The sequence below is a fragment of the Amycolatopsis circi genome (genome assembly GCF_003385235.1).
Classification (GTDB): domain Bacteria; phylum Actinomycetota; class Actinomycetes; order Mycobacteriales; family Pseudonocardiaceae; genus Amycolatopsis; species Amycolatopsis circi.
The window spans coordinates 1-13,215 of the sequence record NZ_PQIA01000018.1 but is presented as its reverse complement, the minus strand read 5'-3'; the positions used below and the strand labels follow the sequence as shown (position 1 = coordinate 13,215).

9 protein-coding genes and 2 pseudogenes are annotated in these 13,215 nt (G+C 70.4%); 2 read left to right on the top strand and 9 right to left on the bottom strand.

All coding sequences use genetic code 11. The features are described from left to right. Window positions 1-125 precede the first annotated feature (125 nt). The 6 genes and pseudogenes from D0D37_RS09655 to D0D37_RS09630 form a co-directional block, all read right to left on the bottom strand. Window positions 126-671, bottom strand: a pseudogene (locus D0D37_RS09655) (class II fructose-bisphosphate aldolase); the annotation flags it as partial. 31 nt (window positions 672-702) lie between these two features. Then, window positions 703-1,047, bottom strand: a pseudogene (locus D0D37_RS48745) (1-phosphofructokinase family hexose kinase); the annotation flags it as partial. A 112-nt stretch (window positions 1,048-1,159) separates the two neighbouring features. After that, window positions 1,160-1,981 carry an ROK family protein gene (locus D0D37_RS09645; protein ID WP_116200163.1) on the bottom strand — a complete coding sequence of 274 codons (822 nt, stop codon included), beginning with the start codon at window positions 1,979-1,981 and terminating at the stop codon, window positions 1,160-1,162. Beyond that, entirely contained in the window at window positions 1,981-2,901 is a 921-nt protein-coding gene (locus D0D37_RS09640; RefSeq protein WP_116200220.1) for an SIS domain-containing protein, read from the bottom strand. Before D0D37_RS09640 ends, D0D37_RS09645 begins: the two co-directional genes overlap by 1 nt. 361 nt (window positions 2,902-3,262) lie before the next feature. After that, the gene (locus D0D37_RS09635) at window positions 3,263-3,574 is read right to left on the bottom strand and encodes a carboxymuconolactone decarboxylase family protein (protein WP_208719877.1); all 312 of its coding nucleotides are present in this window, start codon (window positions 3,572-3,574) and stop codon (window positions 3,263-3,265) included. A 131-nt stretch (window positions 3,575-3,705) separates the two neighbouring features. After that, window positions 3,706-6,492, bottom strand: a complete 2,787-nt coding sequence (locus D0D37_RS09630) for an AfsR/SARP family transcriptional regulator (RefSeq protein ID WP_116200161.1) — start codon at window positions 6,490-6,492, stop codon at window positions 3,706-3,708. A 151-nt stretch (window positions 6,493-6,643) separates the two neighbouring features. Here D0D37_RS09630 and D0D37_RS09625 point away from each other — a divergent pair, with 151 nt between their 5' ends. Then, window positions 6,644-7,117, top strand: coding sequence for a hypothetical protein (locus tag D0D37_RS09625; RefSeq protein ID WP_116200160.1), 474 nt, complete (start codon window positions 6,644-6,646; stop codon window positions 7,115-7,117). A gap of 444 nt (window positions 7,118-7,561) precedes the next feature. Here the strand turns inward: D0D37_RS09625 and D0D37_RS09620 are convergent, their stop codons facing one another. The 3 genes from D0D37_RS09620 to D0D37_RS09610 form a co-directional block, all read right to left on the bottom strand. Then, window positions 7,562-8,905, bottom strand: coding sequence for an outer membrane protein assembly factor BamB family protein (locus D0D37_RS09620; RefSeq protein ID WP_116200159.1), 1,344 nt, complete (start codon window positions 8,903-8,905; stop codon window positions 7,562-7,564). A 523-nt stretch (window positions 8,906-9,428) separates the two neighbouring features. Continuing rightward, a complete protein-coding gene (locus tag D0D37_RS09615; protein WP_244223450.1) occupies window positions 9,429-10,250 on the bottom strand; it encodes an MBL fold metallo-hydrolase in 822 nt (273 codons plus the stop codon). Window positions 10,251-10,746: 496 nt separating this feature from the next. After that, window positions 10,747-11,595: an NmrA family NAD(P)-binding protein gene (locus D0D37_RS09610; protein WP_116200158.1), complete on the bottom strand. Its 849-nt coding sequence runs from the start codon at window positions 11,593-11,595 to the stop codon at window positions 10,747-10,749. A 124-nt stretch (window positions 11,596-11,719) separates the two neighbouring features. On the opposite strand from D0D37_RS09610, the gene D0D37_RS09605 reads away from it, so the two are divergent. Continuing rightward, window positions 11,720-12,709, top strand: a complete 990-nt coding sequence (locus D0D37_RS09605; RefSeq protein ID WP_116200157.1) for an AraC family transcriptional regulator — start codon at window positions 11,720-11,722, stop codon at window positions 12,707-12,709. The last annotated feature ends 506 nt before the right edge of the window (window positions 12,710-13,215 follow it).

Sequence of the window (13,215 nt, the reverse complement as noted above, 5' to 3'; positions counted from 1 at the left end):
GCCCCGCAGCGCGCATTCGGTCGCGCCGGACCTGTTTAGTGGTGGGAAAATCCGCTAGAGGTGGTCTTCCGTCGGCCGGCCGGTGGACGCAGCGCCTCGCCCGAGCCCGGAAGCTCCCGGTCGCCTCATCCGGCGAGCAGCCGGAGCAGCCGCGCGGCCTCGGCGGCCACTGCGGATCGCCCGAGCCGCACGTACTTGCGCGGGTCGACCGCGTCGGGCTGTTCCTCGAGGAACTGCCGCACCGCGCCGGTGAACAGCCCGTTGAGATGCGTCGCGATGTTGATCTTCGCCATCACGCTGACCACCGCGCCGCACAGTTCGTCCTCGGAAAGGCCGGAGGATCCGTGCAGCACCAAGGGAACCGGGACGGCTTCCCGCAGCCGTGTCACCAGATCGCGGTCGACCCGAGCGGTGCGCGAAAGCATCGCGTGTGACGTACCGACCGCCACGGCCAGCGCATCGACACCGGTAGCAGCCACGAACTCCGCGGCCTCGGCCGGATCAGTGCGGGCGCCTGGTGCGTGCACGCCGTCCTTGCCGCCGATTTCGCCTAACTCGGCTTCCACGGCGATGCCCGCTTCGTGGCAGAGTTCCGCCACCTCGCGGGTGCTGCGCACATTGTCCGCATAGGACAGTCGCGAACCGTCGTACATCACGCTGTGCACACCCAGGCGGCCCCGACGCGTCGACCAGCGTCCGGACCCCGGCCGCCCGCGCCAGCCGAACCCAGTCGCCGACCAGTTCCGGTGCTGCTCCTTGCGGCAGGGAACCGGAAATCACGAGCAGATCCGCCTCCCGGAGCCGGGCGGCGAGCGCGGCCGAGAAGCCGTCCCATTCCCCTGTGGACAGTCGAGGGCCGGGCTCGGCGTACACCGTCGGGTGGCCGTCGCCGGTGACGGTGACCGTCGACCGAGTCTCGCCCGCGCAGGGCGTCGCGTCGAACGGAACCGTCAACGCGAAGCCGAGCCAGCGGCCCGCGTCACCGCCGAGCGGAAGCACGGCGTGCACCGGGACGTCCAGCGCCGCGAGGACATGGGCGACATTCACGCCTTTGCCGCGGGCCGTCGCTGTACGTCGAGCACCCGGTTCGTGCCGCCTGGCGTGTGGGTGCCGACGCGGTAGGTGATGTCGACCGCGGGGTTGGGCGTGGCGACGACGATCATCGCAGCGCCAGCAGCGTCGCACCTACTACAGCAGCCCGATCCCCATGGTGCGCCTGGACAATCGCGGGCGCCCGCAGCGCCCCGAGCCGGTGTGCGACCTCGACGCCGAGCGGGTCGAGCAGCAGCGCGCCCGACTCGGCGAGGCCGCCGCCGACGACCACTGTGGTGCACCCGGCCACGGCGGTGGCCCACGCGATCGGCTCCGCGAGCGCCCGAACGCACTCGTCCCACGCCTCGACGGCGGCGGGATCTCCGTCGCGAACCCGCGCGGCGACAGCGGCCGCGTCCGGAGCCCCGGCCCGTCGAGCGACCCCGGCCGCCGACGCGACTTCTTCGACGCGGCGGCCGTCGGGCAGCCGGACCTGACCGACCTCGCCGGCCCACGGGCCCGCGTCGAGCACCTCGCCGCGCACCACGAGCGCGGTCGCGAAACCGGTGCCGACCGGAGCGAACAACACCGGTCCGGAAGCTCCCGCCGCCGCGCCGGTGCGGGCCTCGGCGAGCGCGCCCGCGCGGACGTCCTGCCCGAACGCGAGCGGGAGGCCGAGGCGAGCGGAGACGAGGTCGCGGACGGGGACGTCGTCCCAGCCGAGGTTGACCGCCTTGACGCACCGCCCGGAGCGCTCGTCGACGATGCCCGGGACGACCAGTCCCACCGCGTCGACCGGATGGCGCGCGGCGGCGCGGGCCACTAGTTCGGCCAGCGCCTCGGGGTTCCCGAACGGGGTCGGCTCGCGCCATTCCGCGAAAACGGAACGGCCGTCGGTCACGCGCATCTTGACCGACGTGCCGCCGACATCGATGCCCAGGACGGCCATCAGGCGAGGATGACCGAACGGGTCAGCGACCGCGGGCGATCGGGGTCGAGCCCGCGTCGGTGCGCGAGCGCGATCGCGAACCGCTGCGCGACGACGAGCCCGGCGAGCGGGTCGAGGTCGTGGTGCACGAACCGGGCCCCGGTGCGGGCGATCTCGGCGGCGAGGCCGTCCGGGGTTTCGCCGAACGACCACACCAGACGGCCGGGCTGCGCGATGGCGATCGGCCCGTGCCGGTAGTCCATCGCGGGATAGGCCTCGGCCCAGAACTGCGCCGCTTCGCGGGTTTTCAGCGCGGCCTCGTGACTGACGCCGACCGCCGCCCCGCGTCCGATGAACGTGACCTGCTCGGCGTCGAGCAGGTCGTCGACCGGTTCCAGCAGCGCGCGCTCCGCCTGCCGCGCCAGCTCGTCGACGTCGTCGCCGAGGCCCGCGCGCAGCAGCGCGAGCGTGCTCGTGGCGAAGCGGGTCTGCACGACCGAGCGTTCGTCGGCGAACGGCAGCTCGACGACCTCGCCCGCGACCGCGGCCGCAGGCCCGTCGCCCACCGCGGTGATCAGCGTGGTCCGCTGCCCGGCCATCGAGGACAGCAGTTCGATGATCTCGGTCGTGGTGGCGGACCGGGAGATCGCGACCACCCGGTCGTACTCGCGGCCAGCCGGAAACTCGGACCCGGCGAACGCGTCAGTGACGCCGAGACCCCGCTGCTCCCGCGCGGCGGCGTAGCTCATCGCGACGAACCAGCTGGTGCCGCAGCCGACCACGGCCACCCGCTCGCCAGGCTGCGGCAGCGAAGCGGCGGCTCGCGCGGCACAGCCCGCCGCGACGCGCCACGTCTGCGGCTGAGAGGCCAATTCGGCGGCCACAAAGGAACCAGACCCCGGTGCGGCGGGCTCACCGGCCCCGGAAGAAACAGAAGACACGGAGGACACGGAAGAAGACGACTCGGGAGAAGACGGCTCTGACATGAAGGCCCTTCGGTCCGTGAGCAGCAAAGTGAGCGCGGGCCTCAGTGTAGACGATCGTTTGTGCGTGAAGTAGACGATTTACGTCATCTTCGATCAGCTAGTGTAGCTTCGGCGATCGTCAGGCAGGCCGGGGGTCGCCCGCGTCGGCTGCCGGATCACCCGCACCGGTTCCGGTGCGTGGCGACGGACCTCGACTCCCGCTTCGGCGCGGCTGTCGAGGCCACTCCTCGAGTGTCCTATTGCGACACCTCGGGGTTGCCAGCCGCAATGGCGGCAGTAGCGACCAGGATGGTCAGCTCCACCACGGTTGCGCGCTCTAGCACGCAGACCAATGCCTCGATGTCGGCGTCTTCCCAAGCCCCGGCGCGGCAAGCAAGCGCAGGCACAGCCGGTACGCGGCGACTTGTGCCGTGAACGTACCGGAGGCCAGAGTGGACAGTTCGTCGTCGGAGAGCCCGGCTGCGCGGCCTGCCCGTTGGTGGGCATAGGTTTCGAACTCGCTCCCGCTTGCCGAAGCGACAGCCAGGATCGCGATCTCGCGCATGCGCGCGGACATCCGGGTCCGATATCTGATCGCCTCACCCAATGCCTGCAGCGGGCTGCCGACGGCTGGGGCGCACAGCGTCACGCCGAAGGGACCGTTGAGCGCCCCGTCCTGGTCGCGCAGGGCGAAGTGCTGCAGCCCCTCAAATCCGGATGCCGGGCGCTTCGACGGTCATGCCCTGTCGGGCGGCAATGACCGGTGACCGTCTTCGCGCGTCAGTCCGGCCGATTCCGCTGGCGGCCGTTGAGGTTGCGTTCGGTGCGGGCAGCGTCGTCGTGGCGGGATTGGCGGCGGTAGAGGGTGAGGGCTTCCCGCCAGGCGGCGTGGGCGAGGTCGTGCTGGCTGAGGGTGGTGTGGAGCTGGCCGAGGCGGTCGAGCGTGTCGGCCAGTTGATAGGTGGCGCCGAGGTCGCGGAAGATCGTGAGCGCGTTGCGGTAGTGGGTGATGGCGCGGGGGTGGTGGCCGGCCGCGTGCTCGAGGTAGCCGAGACTGTCCAAAGTGGTCGCTTTGCCTTCGGGGTCTTCGTTGCGGTCGAACAGGGCGAGGGCCTGTTCGCAGTGGGCGCGGGCTTGGTCGTGCTCGCCGAGTTGGGCGGCGTACCAGCCCACGGCGTTGTGGGCGCGTGCTTCCCACACTGGGTCGTCGAGTGCGCGGCACATTCGCAGCGCTCGTTCGGCGTGGTCGCGGGCCTTGCGGTCGTTGCCCAGCTGCGCCCAGGCGGCGGCGAGGGTGCGGTGGGCGTGGGCCTGGTTGACGCGGTCGTGCTGGTGTTCGGCCAGCGTGAGCGACTGGTGCAGGTGGTCGATCGCCTTGTCGTGCTGCGTGAGGTCGGAGTGGGCGCGGCCGATCAGCCGGTGGGTGAGGATGTGCGCGGCCGGGTCGGGCAAGTGCGCGGCCGAGGCCAGGGCCGCCTGCCACACGGCGAGCCTGCTGTGCAGGTGCCCGCGTCGGCGGTGGAACGGCTCCAGCGCCCACGCGAGGTTCCACACGACCCGGTGCTGGTCGCGAGCGGCTGCCTGTTCTTGGACGGCCAGCAGACACCGGTGTTCGCTGTCGAACCACGCCATCGCGACCTCGTCGCTCGCCGGCGGGTCGAGCTGGGCGCCGTGCGCGGGCTCGTCGAGCAGGACCGGGTCGCGGTGCGGGTTGAGGCGGCGGTCGGCGGCGTGAGCGGTGTGCAGGTAGAAGTCGGTCACGCGGCTCAGGGCGGCGGCGCGGACCCTTTCGGGAATCGCGTCGGCGGTGTCGCGAGCGTGTTGGCGGACCAGGTCGTGCATCCGGTAGCGCCCGTCGGCGCCGCGGTCGAGCAGCGAAGACCGTTCCAGCCGGCGCAGCAGCGTCGCGGTTTCGTTGCGGGGCAGGCCGAGCAGGCTCGCGGCCGCCGGCAGACCGGTGTCCGGTCCCGGGGCCACACCGAGCAGCGCGAACGCGGTGACCTCCTCGGCAGCGAGGGCCCGGTGCGACCACGACAGCACCGCGGGGAGGCTGGCGGACGGGTCTCCGTCGTCGAACGCCCGCAGCCCCTGCCCCCGCAACTCGTCGACCAGCGCCCTCAGCGGGAGCTGGGGACGTGCCTGCGCGTGACCGGCGACGATCCCCAGCGCCAGCGGGTATCCGCCGCACAGGGCGGCGAGTTCCTCGGCAGCGGGCGCTTGCCCGATCATCCTGGCCTCACCGAACCGGCCGACGAACACGGCGCGGGCTTCGGCCGCGGACAGCGGGTCGAGGCGCAGCGGATGCGCGCCGTGCCTGGTGACCAGGCCGGAGAGCTGGTTGCGGCTGGTCACCAGGACGGCGCAACCTCCGCCGCCGGGCAGCAGCTCCGCGACCTGGGCGCTGTCGGCCGCGTTGTCCAGCACGAGCAGCATCCGCTTCCCGGCGATCGTGCTGCGGAACAGCGCGGCCCTGGCGTTCGGGTCGAGGGGGACGCGGCCGGGCTCGGCGCGGAGAGCGTCGAGGAAGCCGCGGACCGCGACCGACGGGTCCATCGGCGTGCCGTCCGGACCGAAGCCGCGCAGGTCGACGAACAGCTGACCGTCGGGGAACCGGTGGGCGTGCCGATGCGCCCACCGCAGCGCCAGCCACGTCTTGCCGATACCGCCCGCGCCGGTGATGGCCGCGACGGCGACCGCGCCGCCATCACCGGCGGGGCCGAGCACGTCGTCCAGCCGGTCCAGTTCGGCGCAGCGCCCGGCGAACACCCCCGGTGCGGCAGGGAGTTGCCGAGGGACGACCTGGTACGCCGTCGTGCCAGCGCCGGGGGCCGTAACGGGTGCGGTCGCGAGGAGCCGCCGATGCTCCTCGACCAGGGCCGCGCCGGGGTCGATGCCCAGCTCCTCGACGAGCCGGAGCCGGGTCCGGCCGTAGTGCTCCAACGCTTCCGCAGTGCGTCCTGCCTGGTGCAGTGCCCGCAGGTACTGGCTGGCCACGCCCTCGTCCAGCGGGTGTTCCTCGGCACGCGCGGCCAGGTCCGCCAGCAGGTCCCGGCCATGGCCGAGGTTGAGCCGGGCCTCGGTCAGTTCGTGCTCGGCAGCCAGTCGTTCGCGCGCGAACAGCTCACGCTGGGCGCGGGCCCACTCGCCGTCGATTCCCGTGAGCGGTTCCCCGCACCACAGTTCCAGCGCCTCGGCCAGCAGCCGCGCCGCTGGCTCGTCGCGGGGCTCGGCGTGCGCCCGGCCGCGCAGGTCGCGGAAACGGTGCAGGTCGACCACCGTTCCCGCCGTGTCGAGCAGGTAGCCGCCGGGTCTTCGCACGATCGCCACCCCGGGCACGCCGCGCAAGGCCTGGCGCAGCCGCGAGAGGTAGCTGTGCAGAGTGGCGCGCCCCCGCCGAGGAATCTGGGCGCCCCACACCCGGTGGACAAGACGGTCGGCGGGCACCACCTGGCCCGCGTCGACCGCGAGGGCCGCCAGCGCGCACCGCTGCCTGGCCGGTCCCAGCTCCACTGGCCGCCCGTCCGCCACCACGGACAGCTCTCCCAGCACGCGCACGAGGACGGCCACCCGAATCCCCCCAAACCGCTCAACCCGGCCTCAGCGTGGCACAACCCGCCAGCGGAATGCAGAAACCGCGCAAGCGATATACACGATCGACGCAGCACCGTGGTCTTCCCGGGCGAACCCGGACTCTCGTGCAAGGCGAAAGGGAGGACAGATGGTGGTCAAGAAGATCCTGGCAGCAGCAATGAGCGCGCTCGCGGTCACGGCCGGACTGGTCGTGGCGGGCGGGTCGGCGAGCGCCGCCGCACCGGACTGCCAGACCACGACCGGCTACGGCGTCGTCGTGTCGTCGGCGCCAGTGAAGGGACTCGCGGACGGGACCGCGATCGGGAAGATCCAGCTCTGCCGCGACGCCGCGTACCACTACTGGGCGTTCGTGCGCTTCTACTCGCCCCTCAACGCCAGCTCGTGGGGGGACGCCTACCTCTACCGGTACCGCGACGGCGTCCAGGTGAGCAAGATCGACTGCGGCAGCGGCAACGGCATCGTCAAGCCGGGCGAGACCCGGTGCTGGACCGGAACACTGGACGGCATGTCCGGGAGCTACACCTTCCAGGCGGTCGGCGAGGTCACCAGCAGCCACACCGGCAACGTCTACGCCCAAGGCTGGACACCGATCACCCGCTGAGAACGCCAGGGCGCGGCACGACCCGCACGGTCGCGTCGCGCCCTGCGTCGGCCATGGTTGAACCGGAACAGCGCCGAACTTCGGCGCTTTTGCCAGCGTGCTGCCGAGTCCGTATCCCGGGGCTAACGCTTCGAGCACCCGCGTCCGTATCGGGCTGAGAGCGTCAGCGCCGTCGCGAGAGTGCGCCGAAGCGTCTTTCCGTTGCGCCGTACCGCCCCTGCTGCGCGGGCAGCGACGGCGAAACGGGCGCTGCCCCAGCGGTCGGACCTCGGTGATCAAGGTTCCCTTCATAGTGCCCTGCACCAAGTCCGGGAGGGGAGCCCCAGTGGTTCAGAATCATCAATCGGTGCGAGTCCTTGACGGCACACAAATCCCCGGGCCACCGGAACCCGGGGATTTGTGTTGTCTGGACTGGATTCTTCCGCAACCCTGCACGCAGTTCAGTCAGGCGCCGGAGACCGCCACCACGCCCGTCATCGTGCCGACGTAGGCGTGGTCGCCGGACAAAGTGGGAGAGGCGAAATGCGGAAGAGCGCCGAGGTCCAGCTGAGCCAGTACGGTCCCGTCAGCCGGTGACAGCGCGTACAACACGCCACTGTTCCAGTCCGTCACCCACACTGCGCCGCCGCCTATGGTCGGCGAGCCGTTCGCGGTCCCGTCGGCATGCCACGCCACGGTAGGCGTGCCGTCCGCCGCGATGCGGACCGCGCGCGGACCGTCGTTGCAGGGCAGGTACGCGGTGTCGCCGCTGGTCGAGCTGCCGCCGAAGGACTGGCAGATCTCTGCCTTGGCCTGCTGCCCGCCGATTCCGCCGAGATTGTCGTGGTGCAGCACATATCCGGTTCCTCGTTTGCCGACCGCGAGGACGTGCTCGCCGAGCAGGGTGGGGCTGGACGAACCGAGATCGAGGTCTTGCGCGTTGTCGTCGGCCCAGGTGTCCGGGGCGAACAGGTCCACCCGCTGCAGCGCGGGCGACAAGGCCAGCACGGAATCGCTGTCGTCGTAGGCCGTGGTGGACTCGCCGTTGCCCACCGCGTAAAGCAGTCGCTGGCCGTCGACGACACCGCCGCCTGGCGCCCAGATCCCGGCTTCCCTGGTGGTCGGCACGCTGTAACTGAGCGGGTCGGACCCCGCGGTGGTCGCCGACACCACCGAACCGATGTAGTTCGCGCAGTCCCCGGCCAGCCCGCCGTACGCCGCGTACACCCGGTCGCCGAGCACGGTCAGCGCCGCTCGCTGCTGGTGTGCCAGCCGGTCCCCTTTGGGTGGTTCCAGCTCCGTGCGCACCTCCACCGCGCCGGTGTTGACGTTCACCCCGACCAGCACGTGCTGCCCGCCGGTGAGTTCGGCCATCGCGAAAACCCGGGACGTGGCCTGGTCGTAGGCCATGGTGCCGGTGATGCCGAGCGGGTCGATGTTCCCGCACGGCAACTCCGATCTTTTCGCCGGTTCGCCGACATGCGCAGACCAGCGGACCGCGCCGGTGGCCGGGTCCAGTGCGTAGACGGTGTCATTCTCCGTGGCAGCCAGGATCTGACCGCCGACCACCAGCGGCTGCCCGTACACCGCACCGTCCAAAGTGGCCTGCCAGGCCGTGCCGAGGGTGCCCAGCGGAGCGAGATCGGCCGCTTCGCCGGTGCGGGCGTTGTCGTGGTGATAGGTCGGCCAATCGCCCGCGGCGAGCGGCTGCCGGAAATGACCGGCCGTCGCCGCGGCCGATGCCGGCGGACTGGCACCCAGGACCACGACCGCGATCGCGAACACCGTGCGGAGACAATTCCTGTTCATGAGGTATCACTCCTGGTCGCTAGTAAGCGACTCCCTGGTGTCGTAGTATCCAGCCGGGCTCCCGGACGCGATAGCTCCGAACGGCGCGGTCCGTCCGGACCAGCCCCCCGACGCCATTCGCTGGCCGGGCGTCGATTTTCGCGGTGATTGCTCATCAGCTATGGCGAGGAATCGCTTGCAGCGCAGGCGAAATCCGTGAGGGTTCCCTTCGTTTCGGAGGTTTCCTGACCTGCGCGGCTGTCCGTCCTGCGTGCCGTGGCGCAGGGGAGTGCGTGCTCGAGGTACCCGTACGTGCCCGTTGCCCACACTTGGTTGTGCTGATTCTGCGCCGGCAGTCCTGCGTGGGATCCTAAGTGGACATTTGTTGAATGCCGCCGACGTCGCACACCTGCCGATCGTGCTGATGGTGAAAGTTGGCACGAGTTGTGACAACGGCGTCGATTTGTTCGACCTGCGCTGGGGCTAGGCAAAGGTTCGTCGGTTTCGTGGCGTCGAGGCCGGTCGCGAACCGCCACCGCACCGGTCAGGTCAGATGGTCGAATTCGCCGCTGACCCAACGGATGTGCGTCTCGGCGGAGCGCCGCACGACAGCCTTGGCGTCCGCGTCGATGGTGTCTCCGCCGAGGGTGTACAGCCGGTCGTAGGGCCAGCCGTCCAGCCGGTCCACGATCCGGCGGACCACCGCGGCGGACAGCGGGATGTGCTTCGGGAAACTGCGTTGGAACGACACCCAGTTCGGTGCGAGGCCGCCGCTGATCGTGTCGCCGGACAGGATCGTGCCGTCCGGCGTGCGCAGCACTGAGCTGCCCGGCATATGGCCGCCGACTTCGATCAGCTCGACCCCGGGCAACGGCTCGGCATGCTCCGTCCAGAACTCGATCACGGGGTCGGTGCGCCCCAGCCATTCCCGGCCCGCGACGTTCACCAGCACCGGAACCTCCCCGAACGCGTGGCTCCAGCTGACCTGGGCGGCGAACATGTGCGGGTGGCTGGTCGCCACCAGAGCGACTTCGCCGAGCGCGCGAACCGCGGCGAGCGTGTCCGGTTCGATGGAGGTCGGCGGATCCCACAGGACGTTCCCCCGCGCGGTCCGCACGACGAACGACCACTGCCCGATCCCCACCACCGGTTCCCGCCGCAGGCTGTGCACCCCGCGGCCGTGGTCCCGCTCCCGCACCGAGTGCGGTTCGGCGGCAAGCTGTTCGTGAGTCCGCCAACTCCCGGAATGCGGGCCCAGATCCCCGCGCTCCTCGATGCCGACCTCACCCCGGTCCAGCACACAATGCGGGGGCTCCGGGGAACCGGGCTGCTCGATGCCGCATCGGTCGCAGATCCACAGTGTCATGACCGCGATTCTCAAACCTCGACATTGGTTGATGTCAAACTTGATCGAGCGGCCCTGCCTCCGCGCAGCGAACAATGGACCGCCAGCCGCATGGGCCAAGCGATCCGCGTCGGGCTGGGCTCAGTGGTCTTCCGCGACACGGACTGGGATGCATGCATGATGTCCGTCTGCTGATCGGGCTGGCAGAGTCAGCCAGACCATTTGGCTCTTTCAGCCGCGCGGAAGCGGGGCGGCAGGTTGTCCTTGCCACGTCGTGCCGGTGTCAAAGACAACCTGCGAAAGCTTCACCGCTGCGCTCTATGAAGGCGCGGCTGTCCCGGAGCGGTACCTGGAATGCGGTGTCGAGGCCGTCACCCTCGGTGCCGCACCACCAGTCGGAGTTTCTCGATACCGTTCACGTTCGTCACCGCCGCTCCCTGCGGACTGATCGCCCAGCCTGCAAGGACACGTCGATACGACCACGATCCGCGATGCGTTTGCACACGGGTCCAGCCGATCAGCGCCACAGGGCTGCCGCGGCACGGGCGTAGTCGGCGAAGGAGATCGGCGGCCGGCCGGTGAGCCGCTGGACGTCGTCGGTCACCTCGGCGGCCGAGTCGTTGCGGATGCCTTCGTACATGGTGGCGTAGAAGTCGGCGACCTGACCGGGAGTGCCTCCGCCGAGCAAGGCTTCGCGGAACTCGACCGGGTCCATCGCCTGGTACCGCACCGGCTTTCCCGCAGCCTCGCCGACGATCGCGGTCATGTCCGAAAAGGACAGTGAATCGGGTCCGGTCAGGGAGTAGGTCTTGCGCTGATGCCCGTCCTGGGTTAGCGCGACCGCGGCTGCGGCGGCGATGTCCTCGACGGAGATCGGTGCCACCCGGCCCTCGCCCGCGGGAATCGTGACGACACCGGTACGAATGCCCTGGAGGATCGCGGGGTGCTCGGAGAAGTTTTCGGCGAAGACGTTGGGACGCAGAATTGTCGCGGGCACCGGCCCTGTTTCGAGGAACCGTTCGACCCCGTGCGTCGGGAAGCCGCTACCGGACAGTTGCGCCGTCGTGTTGGACAGGTGCACCACCCGGCGAACCCCAGCGGTCTTGGCGTCGTCCAGCAGCGCCGCGACCTCTGTCGTAGGGTCGGGGCTTATCGGGAACCACTGGTAGATCGCGTCCACGCCTTCCAGCGCGGGCAGGTAGGTCGTCGGGTCGTCCCAGTCGAGGCGGACCGGCGTCACCGAACCCGCCGGGTTGCCCGGGGTTCGGCTCGCCGCCCGGATCGTGTGTCCCTGCTCGGCCAGCAAGGACACCACCCGGCGTCCGGTGCGGCCGGTCGCGCCGAGAACAAGAACTGTGGCAGGCACGCGTTCCTCGCAAGGTAAGGTCGAATCGGTAACGACATCACCGTATGAATGGGTTATCGACGCGCGCCATGACAGTTCTCGACAGGTTCATATCCGATCGCCGCTATGCCGGGGCGAATCGGGCGTGGCGGTGAAAGCGGTCGGTCGTGAGCGCGACCATGTGGCCGACGTCGTGGGCGACATCGTCGCCGCCCTGCGGCGCGGTGGCGTTGTCTACGGCAGGGCGCTGCTGCGCGCTCCCTGGGGCATGGCGTTCGAATCGCGGTCGATCGCCACGATTTACGTCGTGATCGCCGGTTCCTGCGTGCTCGCCCCCGACGGCGGAGAGGCTCTGCAGCTCGCCAAGGGGGATGTCGCGTTGCTGCCGTCCGGTGCCGGGCACGTTGTCTCCGACGCCCCAGGCCGGCCGGCCCCCACCGTGCGCGAGCTGTTCGGTGCCGACCTGGAGGAGCTGTCGGCCACCGACCTCGTCATCGAGGGCGATGGTCCCGAGACCGTTCTGGTCTGCGGCGCGTACCTGTTCGAACCGGCGCCGCGGCACCCGTTCATCGCCTCCTTGCCCGACGTCGTGCACGTCACGGCGAGCCAGATGCGCGGCACCTGCCTTGCCGCCGCCGTCGACCTGCTCACCACAGAGGTCGACCACGCCGGCCGCGGCACACCCGCCGTGGTGGCCTCGCTGCTCGACCTGCTGTTCACCTACACCCTGAGGTCCTGGTTTCTCGGCCAGCCAGACCAGCTGGTCGGGTGGGCCCACGCGCTCCACGACCCGGCTGTCGGCCCCGCTCTCGCGCTCTTGCACGACGACCCCGGCAAACCCTGGACCGTGGAGGCACTCGCGCATGCCGTCGGCGTCCCGCGTGCCCGGTTCAGCCGCCGATTCACGTCGACGACCGGTCACACCCCCATGGAGTACCTCGGCATCTGGCGGATGACCGTGGCCGCCCGCCTGCTGCGCGAAGGCCAAGCCCCCCTGCGTCAGATCGCGCGGAAGGTGGGTTACGACTCGGAATTCGCGTTTGCCCGCGCTTTCAAGCGGGTCGTCGGGCACGCCCCTGGTCGCTATCGCGCGATGCACCATCGCGATGAGGGTGCCGCCGATACGCGGCGATGACTCCGGCAGACCGCGTGAGCGACGACGGGAAACCGTGCATCGTCACCGCGCCGACGGGCCTGTAGCGCGGGGAGGTCGATCGGCACGGTCAGCTCTCCGCTTTCGAAGCCGGACCGCGGTTGAGCTGACGTCCGCTCCGCGTCCGGGGCCCGCCCCTCATTCCGGGACCGACGGCCAATCCGCTTATGAGAGCGATGGAGTGGGCAGCAACCGACACAATGGGAACCGGGCAGAAACTTCCCTGGACGTCGTCCAAGACAACGCTGTGCGCGCCACCGGCAATGGAGGGCTCGGACGGTCGCGCCGCACCAGTTCGCCAGCCGTGCCGCCTTACCCGCCGCCGTGCAGCGGGGTCCGGTCGTGGAGGTTGCTGGCCCCATTGACACGTGCGACTCGGACGCTGAGTCGCACGTGTCTATTGGGCCCGCTACCTCCTCGCCCTGTCTCTTATCCACTTCTCCCCGCCTACGCTACCGAGGCTGATCTACTCTTCCGTCTTCTGCTTG

Bases quoted from the DNA above. Each gene is read 5' to 3' on its own strand.
- D0D37_RS09645 (WP_116200163.1), bottom strand. From the start codon at position 1,981: ATGGCCGTCCTGGGCATCGATGTCGGCGGCACGTCGGTCAAGATGCGC.
- D0D37_RS09625 (WP_116200160.1), top strand. From the start codon at position 6,644: ATGGTGGTCAAGAAGATCCTGGCAGCAGCAATGAGCGCGCTCGCGGTC.
- D0D37_RS09620 (WP_116200159.1), bottom strand. From the start codon at position 8,905: ATGAACAGGAATTGTCTCCGCACGGTGTTCGCGATCGCGGTCGTGGTC.
- D0D37_RS09615 (WP_244223450.1), bottom strand. From the start codon at position 10,250: ATGACACTGTGGATCTGCGACCGATGCGGCATCGAGCAGCCCGGTTCC.